This window comes from Pseudomonas sp. GQ91, assembly GCF_059758795.1.
On the sequence record NZ_JCAXED010000002.1, the window covers coordinates 57,803 to 71,427 of the forward strand.

13 protein-coding genes are annotated in these 13,625 nt (G+C 59.7%); 4 read left to right on the forward strand and 9 right to left on the reverse strand.

Annotated features, from left to right (window positions below; all coding sequences use genetic code 11):
* Positions 1-392: 392 nt before the first annotated feature.
* The 4 genes from AC6CIA_RS02405 to AC6CIA_RS02420 all read right to left on the reverse strand — a co-directional run bounded on the left by AC6CIA_RS02405 (position 393) and on the right by AC6CIA_RS02420 (position 4,555).
* The gene (locus AC6CIA_RS02405; RefSeq protein ID WP_084376198.1) at positions 393-1,157 is read right to left on the reverse strand and encodes an amino acid ABC transporter ATP-binding protein; all 765 of its coding nucleotides are present in this window, start codon (positions 1,155-1,157) and stop codon (positions 393-395) included.
* An 11-nt stretch (positions 1,158-1,168) separates the two neighbouring features.
* Positions 1,169-2,266 (reverse strand): amino acid ABC transporter permease, encoded by a 1,098-nt coding sequence (locus tag AC6CIA_RS02410; protein WP_498310468.1) that lies wholly within the window; start codon positions 2,264-2,266, stop codon positions 1,169-1,171.
* A 10-nt stretch (positions 2,267-2,276) separates the two neighbouring features.
* Positions 2,277-3,458: an amino acid ABC transporter permease gene (locus AC6CIA_RS02415; RefSeq protein WP_084376200.1), complete on the reverse strand. Its 1,182-nt coding sequence runs from the start codon at positions 3,456-3,458 to the stop codon at positions 2,277-2,279.
* A 65-nt stretch (positions 3,459-3,523) separates the two neighbouring features.
* Entirely contained in the window at positions 3,524-4,555 is a 1,032-nt protein-coding gene (locus AC6CIA_RS02420) for an amino acid ABC transporter substrate-binding protein (protein ID WP_498310469.1), read from the reverse strand.
* Between the two features lie 345 nt (positions 4,556-4,900).
* Here AC6CIA_RS02420 and AC6CIA_RS02425 point away from each other — a divergent pair, with 345 nt between their 5' ends.
* From AC6CIA_RS02425 to AC6CIA_RS02435, 3 genes are all read left to right on the forward strand, one after another.
* Complete coding sequence (locus tag AC6CIA_RS02425; RefSeq protein ID WP_498310470.1) at positions 4,901-5,557, forward strand: alpha/beta hydrolase; 657 nt, start codon at positions 4,901-4,903, stop codon at positions 5,555-5,557.
* Positions 5,558-5,653: 96 nt separating this feature from the next.
* Positions 5,654-7,105, forward strand: a complete 1,452-nt coding sequence (rhlB, locus tag AC6CIA_RS02430; protein ID WP_498310471.1) for an ATP-dependent RNA helicase RhlB — start codon at positions 5,654-5,656, stop codon at positions 7,103-7,105.
* A 151-nt stretch (positions 7,106-7,256) separates the two neighbouring features.
* On the forward strand, positions 7,257-8,396 hold the full coding sequence (locus AC6CIA_RS02435; RefSeq protein WP_498310472.1) for an NAD(P)/FAD-dependent oxidoreductase: 1,140 nt from the start codon (positions 7,257-7,259) through the stop codon (positions 8,394-8,396).
* A gap of 130 nt (positions 8,397-8,526) precedes the next feature.
* On the opposite strand, the gene moaE is transcribed toward AC6CIA_RS02435, so the two are convergent.
* The 5 genes from moaE to AC6CIA_RS02460 form a co-directional block, all read right to left on the reverse strand.
* Positions 8,527-8,976, reverse strand: a complete 450-nt coding sequence (moaE, locus tag AC6CIA_RS02440) for a molybdopterin synthase catalytic subunit MoaE (RefSeq protein ID WP_498310473.1) — start codon at positions 8,974-8,976, stop codon at positions 8,527-8,529.
* Between the two features lie 2 nt (positions 8,977-8,978).
* On the reverse strand, positions 8,979-9,221 hold the full coding sequence (gene moaD / locus AC6CIA_RS02445) for a molybdopterin converting factor subunit 1 (protein WP_498310475.1): 243 nt from the start codon (positions 9,219-9,221) through the stop codon (positions 8,979-8,981).
* On the reverse strand, positions 9,218-9,691 hold the full coding sequence (gene moaC / locus AC6CIA_RS02450) for a cyclic pyranopterin monophosphate synthase MoaC (RefSeq protein WP_084376207.1): 474 nt from the start codon (positions 9,689-9,691) through the stop codon (positions 9,218-9,220). Before moaC ends, moaD begins: the two co-directional genes overlap by 4 nt.
* A 96-nt stretch (positions 9,692-9,787) precedes the next feature.
* Positions 9,788-11,182 (reverse strand): PhoH family protein, encoded by a 1,395-nt coding sequence (locus AC6CIA_RS02455; RefSeq protein WP_498310476.1) that lies wholly within the window; start codon positions 11,180-11,182, stop codon positions 9,788-9,790.
* Positions 11,183-11,505: 323 nt separating this feature from the next.
* Complete coding sequence (locus tag AC6CIA_RS02460; RefSeq protein ID WP_498310477.1) at positions 11,506-12,630, reverse strand: polysaccharide deacetylase family protein; 1,125 nt, start codon at positions 12,628-12,630, stop codon at positions 11,506-11,508.
* A 162-nt stretch (positions 12,631-12,792) separates the two neighbouring features.
* Between AC6CIA_RS02460 and yaaA the strand changes: the two genes are divergently transcribed.
* On the forward strand, positions 12,793-13,572 hold the full coding sequence (yaaA, locus tag AC6CIA_RS02465; RefSeq protein WP_498310478.1) for a peroxide stress protein YaaA: 780 nt from the start codon (positions 12,793-12,795) through the stop codon (positions 13,570-13,572).
* Positions 13,573-13,625 lie beyond the last annotated feature (53 nt).

Sequence of the window (13,625 nt, forward strand, 5' to 3'; positions counted from 1 at the left end):
AATCATAGGATGAATTACCCTGCAGCTTATTCGGACTCGCCCATCAAGGCAACCTGTGGCGAGGGGGCTTGTCACCGTTGGGCTGCGCAGCTGCCCCAAAAAGCCCCACCCAGACCTCCAGTCAAACCGGGGTGACAGGTTTGGGGGCTGCTGCGCAGCCCAACGGGGGACAAGCCCCCTCGCCACAAGAGGTGAGTCAGCCCTGATTGAAACGCCTCATAAGAGGTGAGTCAGCCCTGACTGAAACAGCTTCATAAGAGGTGAGTCAGCCCTGACTGAAACAGCCTCATAAGAGGTGAGTCAGCCCCTGACTCAAACAGCCTCAAAAGAAGTCGTTCAGCCTTGACTGAACACTCTCCTCAGGCTGGGTTTATGCCGACATCACCTGTCGATCAATGCAGGATCTGGCTCAAGAACAGCTTGGTCCGATCATTCTGTGGGTTATCGAAGAAGTCATTCGGCGCCGCCTGTTCAACGATCTCGCCCTTGTCCATGAAGATCACACGGTTGGCCACGGTCCGCGCAAAGCCCATTTCGTGGGTCACGCAGAGCATGGTCATGCCGTCTTCGGCGAGGCCGATCATGGTGTCGAGTACTTCCTTGACCATTTCCGGATCGAGGGCCGAGGTCGGTTCATCGAACAGCATGATTTTCGGCTTCATGCACAACGCCCGGGCAATCGCCACGCGCTGTTGCTGACCGCCGGACAGTTGCCCCGGGTACTTGTGAGCCTGCTCCGGAATACGCACCCGCTCCAGATAGTGCATGGCGATTTCCTCGGCCTTGCGCTTGGGCATCTTGCGCACCCACATCGGTGCCAGGGTGCAGTTCTGCAGGATGGTCAGGTGCGGGAACAGATTGAAGTGCTGAAACACCATGCCGACTTCACGGCGGACCGTTTCGATCTGCTTGAGGTCGTTGGTCAGTTCCACGCCATCCACCACAATGCGCCCTTGCTGGTGCTCTTCCAGGCGGTTGAGGCAACGGATGGTGGTGGACTTGCCGGAACCCGACGGGCCGCACAGCACGATACGCTCGCCCTGTTTGACGTCGAGGTTGATGTCTTTCAACACGTGGAACTGGCCGTACCACTTGTTCACGCCCTGCATCTGGATAATGCCTTCAGGGCTCACAGGCTGTTTGTTTGCTTCGCTCATCGATAGAACTCCTAACGCTTGTGGCCTGTGTCGAGCTTGCGTTCCAGATGCATGGAATAGCGCGACATACCAAAACAGAAAATCCAGAACACCAGGGCGGCGAATACATAGCCTTCAGTGGCCATGCCCAGCCATTTGGGGTCGGCGGCAGCTTGCTTGACGCTGTTGAGCAGGTCGAACAGGCCGATGATGATCACAAGGCTGGTGTCCTTGAACAGCGCGATGAAGGTGTTGACGATACCCGGGATCACCATCTTCAAGGCTTGCGGCAAAATCACCAGGCCCATGCTGCGCCAGTAACCCAGGCCCATCGCGGCAGCGGCTTCGTACTGCCCTTTGGGGATCGCCTGCAAACCACCGCGCACCACTTCGGCCACATAGGCCGACTGGAACAGAATCACCCCGATCAGTGCCCGCAGCAGCTTGTCGAAGTTCATGCCTTCAGGCAGGAACAGCGGCAACATCACCGACGACATGAACAGCACCGTGATCAACGGCACACCGCGCCAGAACTCGATGAAGGTCACGCACACCACACGAATCGCCGGCATGTCCGAACGTCGACCGAGTGCCAGCACGATACCCAACGGCAAGGCGCCAGCGATGCCGACAGTGGCGATCACCAGCGTCAGCATCAGGCCGCCCCAGCGACTGGTGGGGACATTGGTCATGCCGAAAATCCCGCCGTGCAGCAGGTAGAAGGCAATGATCGGGTATAGCACCAGGAACCCCAGGCCGTAGACGGCCTTGCGCGGGAAACGCGAGATGAATAGCGGCGCTGCGCCGATGACCGCCAACCACACGGTCAGGTCGACGCGCCAGCGCAGGTCCACCGGGTAGTAGCCGTACATGAACTGGCCGAAGCGCTGCTGGATGAACACCCAGCAGGCGCCCTCCTTGGTGCAGTCGGCCTGGGTGGTGCCGACCCAGTTGGCGTCAATGACCGCCCAACTGAGAATCGGCGGGACCACCAGGTAGATCAGGTAGAACGCGAACAGCGTCAGCAGGGTGTTAAGCCAGCTGGAGAACATGTTCGCGCGCATCCATGCCACCACGCCGATACTGCTGTTCGGCGGGGGCATGTCGGGTTTGAAAGTATGGGATGTCATGCGCGTTTCCTCACCGTTCGATCAGCGCAATGCGCTTGTTGTACCAGTTCATCAGCAGGGAAATGCTGATACTGATCGCCAGGTACACGCTCATGGTGATGGCAATGACTTCGATCGCCTGCCCGGTCTGGTTCAGCACCGTACCGGCAAACAACGAGACCATTTCCGGGTAACCGATGCCGGCTGCCAACGAAGAGTTTTTTGCCAGGTTCAAGTATTGGCTGGTGAGCGGAGGAATGATCACCCGCAGGGCTTGCGGGATGATCACCTTGCGCAGGGTCGGCCCGTTGCGCATGCCCAGCGAGTGCGCCGCTTCCGTTTGGCCGTGGCTGACCGACTTGATCCCGGAGCGCACGATTTCAGCGATAAACGCCGCCGTGTACACCGTCAACGCCAGGGTCAAGGCCAGCAGCTCTGGAATCAGCACCCAGCCACCCACGAAGTTGAAACCCTTGAGTTCCGGCATTTCCCAGTGCACTGGCGCGCCGAACAGCAGCGCGCACAGCGCCGGGATCGCCAGGAACAGCGCCAGCCCGACCCAGAATTTGTGGAACGGCTGCCCGGTGGCCTCAAAGCGTTTGGTGGCCCAGCGGCTCATCAGTACGATCGCGACGATCGCCAGCACGACGCTGACCACGAACGGCCAGAACCCTTCGGTCACCAAGGCGCCCGGCATGTTCACACCGCGGCTGCTGACAAAGAAGATGTCGCCGACGTTATGCGCGCCGCGCGGCCCCGGCAGGGTCAGGAACACCGCGAAGTACCAGAACAGAATCTGCAGCAAGGGCGGGATGTTGCGGAAAACCTCCACGTACACCGTTGCCAGTTTGGCGATGATCCAGTTCTTCGACAGACGCGCCACGCCGATGATGAAACCGAGAATGGTCGCCAGGATCACGCCGATAAAGGTCACCAACAGGGTGTTGAGCAAGCCGATGACGAAGACGCGGGCATAACTGTCCGCTTCGGTGTAGTCGATCAGGGTTTGGGCGATGCCGAAACCGGCACTGCGCTCCAGAAAGCTGAACCCGGAGGTAATGCCCCGGTGTTCAAGGTTGGTTTGCGTGTTATCGAACAGAAACCAGCCCAATGAGACGACCGCCACAATCGTGACGATCTGAAATACCCAGGCACGCACGCGTGGATCGCTGAGGCTGAGCCTCTGCTTGGGTGCGCCGATTGAATTTTGCATGAAGTGCCCCGCAAGGAATGGAACAGAACATCACCCGGCGGTTGGCCCACCGGGTGATAGAACCATCAGCGCACTGGTGGTGCGTATTGAATGCCGCCGTTGTTCCACAGCGCGTTCAGGCCGCGGTCGATTTCCAGCGGGGTGCTCTTGCCCAGGTTTTTCTCGAACACTTCACCGTAGTTGCCGACTTGCTTGACGATCTGCACGACCCAGTCTTTCGGCAGTTTCAGGTCCTTGCCATACTCACCGTCAGCGCCGAGCATACGGGCGACGTCCGGGTTCTTGGTGGACTTGGCTTCGGCTTCGACGTTCTTCGAGGTGATGCCGGCTTCTTCGGCATTGAGCATGGCGTAGCCAGTCCAGCGCACGATTGCCAGCCACTCGTCGTCACCGTTACGCACGACCGGACCCAGCGGCTCCTTGGAAATGGTTTCCGGCAGAACCACGTAGTCCTTCGGCGCGGCCAGTTTGCTGCGCTGGGCGAACAGTTGGGACTTGTCGGAGGTCAGCACGTCGCAACGACCGGACTCCAGCGACTTGGCGCTTTCATCGGAGGTGTCGAACGTGATCGGGGTGTACTTCAGGCCGTTGCCGCGGAAGTAGTCGGACACGTTCAGCTCGGTGGTGGTACCGGCCTGGATGCAGATGGTTGCACCGTCCAGTTCCTTGGCGCTCTTGACACCCAGTTTGTTGTTTACCAGGAAGCCGATGCCGTCGTAGTAAGTGATGAAGCCCGGGAATTTCAGGCCCATGCCCGCGTCACGGGAGCTGGTCATGGTGGTGTTGCGCGACAGGATGTCGATTTCGCCGGACTGCAGCGCGGTGAAACGCTCCTTGGCGTTCAATTGACTGAATTTGACTTTGGTCGCGTCGCCGAATACCGCAGCGGCTACGGCACGGCAGAAGTCAGCATCGATGCCGAGGATCTTGCCGGTGGCGTCCGGTACCGAGAAGCCCGGCAAACCGTCACTCACACCACATTGCACAAAACCTTTCTTCTGTACGGCGTCCAGGGTTGCGCCCGCCTGGACGAAACTGCTGGCACCCAGTGCCGCGGCCGCGCAAACGATGGCCAGGGTGGATTTCAATACCTTCATTCAAACCTCCAGTTGCTCTTGTTGTGTCGGAGCTTGAGCCCTGCCGCACCCTTATGAGGCGAAATTGACCTGTGTTGGCTTTTTTTGAGGTCAATCGGCATGAAGCTGTCGCTGTAAGTCCAATTGCTATCCCACAAGCGGCAGTCACTGCTAGTGTTACCGCCCGGGTTCAGCGATGACATCAGGGTTCTTATAGCAAGCGCCGTACCAGACTGGCGGCCGAGTCGGTTCAGTCAGAGGTCAATAGAAAAAGTTTCAACCTTGCGACATCTTGTTAACAGATAACCCCGTCGCGCACCGACCCGATGCACTTCATCGGAGCACACGCACATTTATGGAGCAGACATGACCCAGCCCTTGATTCTTCAGCCCTCCAAGCCCGCAGATGCCTGCGTTATCTGGTTGCATGGCCTGGGCGCCGATCGCTACGACTTCCTGCCGGTCGCCGAAGCGCTGCAGGAAACGTTGTTGTCCACCCGCTTTGTTTTGCCCCAGGCGCCGACCCGACCGGTGACTATTAATGGCGGCTACGAGATGCCCAGCTGGTACGACATCAAGGCCATGAGCCCGGCGCGTTCCATCAGCCTGGAAGAGCTGGAAGTATCGGCAAAAAACCTCACCGACTTGATCGACCAGCAAAAAAGCAGCGGAGTAGACGCCTCGCGAATTTTTCTCGCAGGTTTCTCCCAAGGCGGCGCCGTGGTCTTGCACACAGCGTTTCTGAACTGGCAGGGCCCGTTGGGTGGCGTGATCGCCCTCTCCACTTACGCGCCAACCTTCGGCGACGAACTTGAGTTATCCGCCAGTCAGCAGCGGATTCCGACCCTGTGCCTGCACGGCCAATACGATGAAGTGGTGCAGAACGCCATGGGGCGTAGCGCCTATGAGCATTTGAAGACCCGTGGTGTCACCGTCACATGGCAGGAATACCCAATGGGTCACGAAGTGTTACCCCAGGAGATACGCGATATCGGCACCTGGTTGAGCGCACGCCTGGACTGAAAAACACTGTTTATGTAGCCGTATGACAGACGCACTACGCCGCGCCCGATTCTTGCATTACACTGGCCGGCGTATATTCCTTAACCAATTGATGAGATGACCGTGCTCAAAGCACTCAAGAAGATGTTCGGTAAAAGCGAGGCTGAGCCGCTCGCCCCTGTCGCCAGCGTACCCGTCCAAGCGTCCGGTAGCCGCAACGAGGCTAAACAGCCTGTCCGCACCGCTGCCGTTGCTTCGCCAAAAAAGCCGCCAACGCCACCCTCGGCTCCAGCGACCAGCGCCGCGCCTGAAAAAGCCCGCCGCGAGCGTGCGCCCAAGCCGGTGGTGAAGCCGTGGAAACTGGAAGACTTCGTGGTCGAACCCCAGGAAGGCAAAACCCGCTTTCATGATTTCAAGCTCGCCCCGGAACTGATGCACGCCATTCAGGACCTGGGATTCCCGTACTGCACGCCGATCCAGGCCCAAGTGCTGGGCTTTACCCTGGCGGGCAAAGACGCCATCGGCCGTGCCCAGACTGGCACCGGCAAGACGGCTGCGTTCCTGATTTCGATCATCACCCAGTTGCTGCAAACCCCGCCGCCCAAAGAGCGCTACATGGGCGAGCCACGAGCGCTGATCATCGCCCCGACCCGGGAACTGGTGGTACAGATCGCCAAGGACGCCGCCGACCTGACCAAATACACCGGCCTCAATGTCATGACCTTCGTCGGCGGCATGGACTTCGACAAACAGCTCAAGCACCTGGAAGCGCGCCACTGCGACATCCTGGTCGCCACGCCGGGCCGTTTGCTGGACTTCAACCAGCGCGGCGACGTGCACCTGGACATGGTCGAAGTGATGGTGCTGGACGAAGCCGACCGCATGCTCGACATGGGCTTCATCCCGCAAGTGCGCCAGATCATTCGCCAGACCCCACCCAAAAACGAACGCCAGACGTTGCTGTTCTCCGCGACCTTCACTGAAGACGTGATGAACCTCGCCAAACAGTGGACCACCGACCCCTCCATCGTCGAGATCGAGGCGCTGAACGTCGCCAGCGAAAACGTCGAACAGCATATCTATGCCGTGGCCGGCGCCGACAAATACAAACTGCTCTACAACCTGGTCAACGATAACGGCTGGGAGCGGGTGATGGTGTTTGCCAACCGCAAGGATGAAGTGCGACGCATCGAAGAGCGCCTGGTGCGCGATGGGGTCAACGCTGCGCAGTTGTCCGGCGACGTGCCACAGCACAAGCGCATCAAGACGCTGGAAGGCTTTCGCGAAGGCAAGATCCGGGTCCTGGTGGCCACCGACGTGGCGGGTCGCGGGATTCATATCGACGGCATCAGCCACGTGATCAACTTCACCCTGCCGGAAGTGCCGGACGACTACGTACACCGTATCGGCCGTACGGGGCGTGCCGGGGCGGCGGGCGTGTCCATCAGCTTTGCCGGTGAGGACGATTCGTATCAGTTGCCTTCGATCGAAACGCTGCTGGGTCGCAAGATCAGTTGCGAAACACCGCCAACGCACCTGTTGCGTGCGGTTGAGCGCAAACGCCCATAATCAGCCCCGTAGCAGCTGTCGAGCCTTGGCGAGGCTGCGTCAGCGGTCTATCTGACACACTGTCGACGCTGCCTCGCCGGGGCTCGACAGCTGCTACGCAATACCGCTTCAGAGATGGGTCGAAACAAGGGAGATGTTCAAGGAGGCAGGGATGAACCAGGTCGACTACATCATCATCGGTGGGGGCATCGCCGGGGCATCCGCCGGTTACTGGCTGTCGCGGCACGCCCGGGTGATCGTGCTGGAACGTGAGTCGATGCTGGGTTATCACTCAACCGGCCGCTCGGCCGCGTTGTATATTGCGGCCTATGGCACTCCGCAAGTCCGCGCCCTGACGCTGGGCAGCCGCGCCTTCTTTGATCATCCTCCCGCAGAGTTTGCAGAACATCCGTTACTGACGCCCCGCGCCGAACTGCTGGTGGATTTTATCGGTGACCCTGACGAACTGCAGCGCCAATACCTGAGCGCCAAGGCGCTGGTCGCGCAGACCCGCTTGCTCGACGTCGAGGAAGCCATGGCCATGATGCCGATCCTGCGCCGTGAAAAAGTGCATGGCGCCCTCTACGATCCAACGGTCTGCGATATCGATACGGATGCGCTGTATCAGGGTTATCTGCGCGGCATCCGGCGCAACGGCGGCGTCATCCACACCGACCACGACGTCCAGAAACTGAGCCGTGACCCGCAAGGCCAATGGCAGGTGCGCACCTCGCAGCAGCGCTTTTGTGCACCGGTGATTATCAATGCGGCGGGCGCCTGGGCCGATCACATCGCAGAACTGGCCGGCGCCCAGAAAATCGGCTTGCAGCCCAAGCGCCGCAGCGCGTTTGTCTTCGCCCCGCCCGACGGACTGGATATACACGCCTGGCCGGAACTGGCCGCCCTCGACGGCTCGTTCTACATGAAGCCCGACGCGGGCATGTTCCTCGGCTCGCCGGCCAATGCCGATCCGGTTGCGCCCCACGATGTGCAGCCTGAAGAACTGGATATCGCCATGGGCATCTTCCAGATAGAGGAAGCCACCACCCTGACCATCCGCCGTCCAACGCGGACGTGGGCGGGGTTGCGCAGCTTTGTCCACGATGGTGACCTGGTGTGTGGGTTTGATCCGCAGGTGGAAGGCTTGTTCTGGATTGCCGCGCAAGGTGGTTACGGGATTCAGACGTCACCGGCCATGGGCCAGGCGAGCGCGGCGTTGGTGCGCGGTGAAGCGTTACCCAACACATTGGCCGAGTTTGGATTGACTGAAGCACTGTTGTCGCCCAAACGCCTTATCCAGACCCACACCTGACCCAGGTGGGAGCGGGCTTGCTCGCGATGGCGATGAACCAGTCAGCCTATCTTTAGCTGACCCTGCGCCATCGCGAGCAAGCCCGCCCACCTTTGAATCTCGGTTGATTCCAAAACTGGTATCAGGCCTGCTATTTCCAGCGCTCCGCCGCCGCATGGTCGCTGTCCCGGCCGTCTACCCAGCGCGGCCCTTCGGCGGTCTGTTCCTTCTTCCAGAACGGTGCCCGCGTCTTCAGGTAATCCATGACAAATGCGCAGGCATCAAACGCTGCCTGGCGGTGGGCGCTGGCAGCCGCCACGAACACGATGGGCTCGCCCGGCTCAAGGGCGCCGATGCGGTGCAGCACTTCCAGCTTGAGCAGCGGCCAGCGTTGCCCGGCCTCCACCGCGATCTTGCCGAGGGCCTTCTCGGTCATGCCCGGGTAGTGTTCCAAGAACATCCCCGCCACCTCGCGGCCCTCATTGAAATCACGCACATAACCGACAAAGCTCACGACCGCGCCCACCCCGACGTTGGCCGCGTGCATGGCGTTGACTTCAGCGCCGGGGTCGAAGGGTTGGGACTGCACACGGATGGTCATGCTCAGCCTCCGGTCACAGGCGGAAAAAAGGCCACTTCATCGCCGTCAACCAAAGGCTCCTCAAGCGCGCACAGCTCTTCGTTACGGGCGCACATCAGGCCGCTCTCGTTGAGCACCGCAAACGCGGGATCCTTCAGCAAGTCCTGGCGCAAAGCGTCGATGGTGGCGAACTCGCCCTCAACCTCCAGCGAGTCCAGATCCAACGCTTCCCGGTAACGGGCAAAAAACAACACCTGAATACTCATTGCGCATCCGCCTTGAAATGCCCGCTCTTGCCGCCGAGTTTTTCCAGCAGGCGAATGCATTCGATGGTCATGCCTCGATCTACCGCCTTGCACATGTCGTAGATAGTCAACGCGGCGACGCTGGCGGCAGTCAGCGCTTCCATCTCCACACCGGTCTGTCCGGAGAGTTTGCAGCGGGCAACGATATGCACCGCATCATGGCCTTCGGCGCTGAGTTCGACCTTGACGCCGGTCAACATCAGCGGGTGGCAGAGCGGGATCAAGTCACTGGTCTTTTTCGCCGCCTGGATCCCGGCGATCCGTGCCACGGCGAACACATCGCCCTTGGGATGGGCGCCGTCGACAATCATTTGCAGGGTCTCGGGCAACATGCGCACCCGCGCTTCGGCCACGGCTTCACGAAACGTCACGGACTTTTCGGTGACGTCGACCATGTGGGCGCGACCTTGGGAATCGAGATGAGTCAGCACAGGGCCTCCTTGAGGCAGCTATAAAGCGACAAGCTGCAAGCGGCAAGTGAAAAACTCACAGGACCCGCTTGCAGCTTGTAGCTTAAAGCTTGCAGCTCAGAGATGCGACTCTGCGTATTCGGCCAGAATCGAACGTGGGACACCCTGCAGGGCGATGTGCACGCCGTTGGGGAAGTCCTTGAAGCGTTCCGTCAGGTAAGTCAGCCCGGAGCTGGTCGCGGACAGGTAAGGGGTGTCGATCTGTGCCAGGTTGCCCAGGCACACCACTTTGGAACCGGCGCCGGCACGGGTGATGATGGTTTTTATCTGGTGCGGCGTGAGGTTCTGGCATTCATCGATCAGAATCAGGCTCTGCTGGAAGCTGCGACCTCGAATGTAGTTGAGGGATTTAAACTGCAACGGCACTTTGCTGAGGATGTAATCGACGCTGCCATGGGTGTTTTCGTCATCCATGTGCAAGGCTTCGAGGTTGTCGGTAATCGCCCCCAGCCACGGCTCCATTTTCTCCGCCTCGGTGCCCGGCAGGAAGCCGATTTCCTGGTCCAGGCCCTGCACGCTGCGGGTGGCGATGATGCGCCGATAACGCTTGGTGACCATGGTCTGTTCGATGGCGGCGGCCAGGGCCAGGATGGTTTTCCCCGAACCGGCGGCGCCGGTCAGGTTGACCAGGTGAATATCCGGATCGAGCAACGCGTACAACGCCAGGCTCTGGTAGATATCACGCGGTTTCAGGCCCCAGGCTTCCTGGTGCAACAAGGGTTCCTGATGCAGGTCGAGGATCAGTAGCTTGTCGACCTGGATTTCCTTGATCCAGCCGACAAAGCCCTGTTCGTCGACAATGAATTCGTTGATATGCACGGCTGGCAGATTGTCGGTCAGTTGCACCTGATGCCAGGTGCGACCGTGATCCTGGCGGGTCTCGACCTTGCTGACGCGGTCCCAGAACGACCCGGTCATCATGTGATAACCACGGGACAGCATCGACACATCGTCGACCAACTGATCGGTACTGTAGTCCTCGGCGGCGATCCCACACGCCCGCGCCTTGAGGCGCATGTTGATGTCTTTGGTCACCAGCACCAGGCGCAGCGCCTTGTCACGCGCGTGCAGGTCGATCAATTGGTTGATGATTTTGTTGTCGTTGAGGTTTTCCGGAAGCAGGCTATTGGGCTCGCTGCGCTTACTCATCAGAATCGACAGCAACCCCTTGGGCTCGCCTTTGCCACGCTGGATCGGTACACCGATCTCGACATCTTCAGGCGAGGCCTCGCCCAGGGTCTTGTCGATCAGGCGGATGGCCTGGCGGCATTCGGCGGCAACGCTGTGGTGCCCGCTCTTGAGCTTGTCGAGTTCCTCGAGCACGATCATCGGGATGGCGACGTGGTGTTCTTCGAAATTGAGCAGCGCGTTTGGATCGTGGATCAATACGTTGGTATCAAGCACATAAAGGATTGGCTGGTTGGAAGAAGAGTTACGTCCATGATCATCCATACTCGGTCACCTTTGTGGGAGCCAGTCGACGCAATACCACGACAGTGCTGCGCCTCGATTCGACCGCCGAACACACCACGGAGGGAGTCCTGGAAGACGCCACCTGTGTTGCAGGTTTCGGCGATCTGACTTCGTAATACCGCAAAACACATGACAGGAAAAAGCACTTTGACGCTTTTTTGAAGTTTATTTTTCAGGATGACGAATAGCACTAGGCGCAGGGGCATGACCCCGTTAAAGTCGGAAGTCCGCCTGTATCAAATTTCAATGCATTTTTGCCCCGAGAAAGCCTCAGCCCCAACAGGGCCGGGCCTCTAGGTATTTCAGCGAAACGCTTGCCGGCAATCCTGCCAGCCCAGCCCACTTTGCGCTGTCGCGTGCAACAGCCAGGGTAGCGCCACTTGGGCCGTGCCTTGCGTGTCATGAAACAGGATCACCCCGCGCCGCCACAGCAGCATCAAGGTCAGCACCCGATTGGCCGCCTCCTCGGCCTTGAGCAGCCCCGGCTCATCCTGCGAATCGATATCCCATAACGCCACCTGCAACCCCTGCGACTGGAAAAAACCCTGGCTGTCAGCACGGCGCTGGCCGTAGGGCGGACGGAACAACGGCAGGTAGTTTTCGGGCAACAGGTTCTGGGTCAGCGATGCGCTACGGGTAATCGACGACTGCCAGTCGACCCAATGGCTGTGGGAGCGATATTGCCACCCCTGGATACCGACGCATTGCCCTTGATACAACGCCTGCACGTCCGTCGAGGGGTTCTTCTCGACCCGCGTCTGTAGGCTGTTGCCCAGGACGAAGAAGATCGCGTTCATCTTTTGCTTGCGCAGGTAGTCAGTGAGCCAATCGGTATGGCCACCGCTCGCGGTCGGGCCGCTGTCGAAAGTCAGGAGGAACATACGGTCATTGAGTTCATCACCGTTGCGCTCGTGCTCGCCGAAACGGGCGACCTCGCTGCTGATCTGCGGGAACAGCGCGGCCTTGCGCAGTAATTCGTCCAGGTAGCGTTCATGGAAGACACGGCTGGGGCCGGCCCAGCCTATATAGAAAGAATCGTCGCTGACTTCGAACTTGCCGGCTTGTTCACGCAGGTCCTCGAGGTTTTCCACCAGGTAGCAGAATGAGGCGTCCTGCTCGCAGCTTTGCTGGGCGAAATTGTAGCTTTCCAGCAAGCGTTTCCACAGTTGTCGGCGCAGTTCGGCGATAGCGGCCTGGTTGATGATTTTCAGGCCCAGCCGCTGCTTGAGGGTGGGTTCGTCGAGGGTTTCGGTGGTCAGCAACGCGTGGGCGAACATCAGGATTTCCGCGCGGGAAGCGACGTCGAACAGTGCGGGGCTGGTGAATTGTTCGGGCCAGGTAGTGCGGTCCAGGCTGGCGACGTCCTGCGGTGCGGCTTGCGTGGCCAGGCTGAACAGGCAGGCGGATAACAGGAGTGCGATGCGCACGGGGTGGTCTCCATCGTTCGGGGGCGCCCGGGACTATAGCTGATTGGGTCGGCAGGATGGGGCCGGACGAATAGCGCCTATCACCATCATAGGTGGAGTCAAACCGCCCAACCCCCTAGAATCGCGCCCACGCTACACGCCATGATTCCAGGAGACAACTTCATGCTGATGGTGATTTCCCCCGCCAAAACCCTCGACTTTGACACCCCGCCGGCCACTGCCCGTTTCACCCAGCCGCAATACCTCGATCACTCCCAGGAACTGATCGAACAACTGCGCGAGCTGACGCCGGCGCAAATCAGCCAACTGATGCATGTTTCCGACAAGATCGGCGGCCTCAACGCCGCGCGTTTTGGCACCTGGACACCTGCATTCACGCCGGCCAATGCCAAGCAGGCGCTGCTGGCCTTCAAGGGCGACGTCTACACGGGCCTGAATGCCCAGACCTTCACCGACGCCGATTTCAGCTATGCCCAACAACACCTGCGCATGCTCTCGGGCCTGTACGGTGTGCTGCGCCCGTTGGACCTGATGATGCCGTATCGCCTGGAGATGGGCACCAAACTGGCCAATGCCCGCGGCAAGGATTTGTACGCCTTCTGGGGCAGCCGTATCAGCGAATGGTTGAACGAAGCGCTCGCTGAACAAGGCGACGATGTGCTGCTTAACCTGGCCTCCAACGAGTACTTTTCGGCCGTCAAGCGAGCGAGCCTGAAGGCGCGGATCATCAACACCGAGTTCAAGGACCTGAAAAACGGCCAGTACAAGATCATCAGCTTCTACGCCAAGAAAGCCCGGGGCATGATGAGCCGGTTTGTGATTGAAGAACGCATCAATGATCCGGCCCAGCTCACACAGTTCAATGTGCAGGGCTATCGCTTCAATGCCGAGCAGTCCAAGCTGGATAACCTGGTGTTCCTGCGCGATCACGCACCGAAATAAAGCGCCACCGTTCCCGTCGACGCTGCCCCAGTGCACGTGTCGAGTCGCGGTTC

Bases quoted from the DNA above. Each gene is read 5' to 3' on its own strand.
- AC6CIA_RS02405 (WP_084376198.1), bottom strand. From the start codon at position 1,157: ATGAGCGAAGCAAACAAACAGCCTGTGAGCCCTGAAGGCATTATCCAG.
- AC6CIA_RS02410 (WP_498310468.1), bottom strand. From the start codon at position 2,266: ATGACATCCCATACTTTCAAACCCGACATGCCCCCGCCGAACAGCAGT.
- AC6CIA_RS02415 (WP_084376200.1), bottom strand. From the start codon at position 3,458: ATGCAAAATTCAATCGGCGCACCCAAGCAGAGGCTCAGCCTCAGCGAT.
- AC6CIA_RS02420 (WP_498310469.1), bottom strand. From the start codon at position 4,555: ATGAAGGTATTGAAATCCACCCTGGCCATCGTTTGCGCGGCCGCGGCA.
- AC6CIA_RS02425 (WP_498310470.1), top strand. From the start codon at position 4,901: ATGACCCAGCCCTTGATTCTTCAGCCCTCCAAGCCCGCAGATGCCTGC.
- rhlB (WP_498310471.1), top strand. From the start codon at position 5,654: ATGACCGTGCTCAAAGCACTCAAGAAGATGTTCGGTAAAAGCGAGGCT.
- AC6CIA_RS02435 (WP_498310472.1), top strand. From the start codon at position 7,257: ATGAACCAGGTCGACTACATCATCATCGGTGGGGGCATCGCCGGGGCA.
- moaE (WP_498310473.1), bottom strand. From the start codon at position 8,976: ATGACCATCCGTGTGCAGTCCCAACCCTTCGACCCCGGCGCTGAAGTC.
- moaD (WP_498310475.1), bottom strand. From the start codon at position 9,221: ATGAGTATTCAGGTGTTGTTTTTTGCCCGTTACCGGGAAGCGTTGGAT.
- AC6CIA_RS02455 (WP_498310476.1), bottom strand. From the start codon at position 11,182: ATGGATGATCATGGACGTAACTCTTCTTCCAACCAGCCAATCCTTTAT.
- yaaA (WP_498310478.1), top strand. From the start codon at position 12,793: ATGCTGATGGTGATTTCCCCCGCCAAAACCCTCGACTTTGACACCCCG.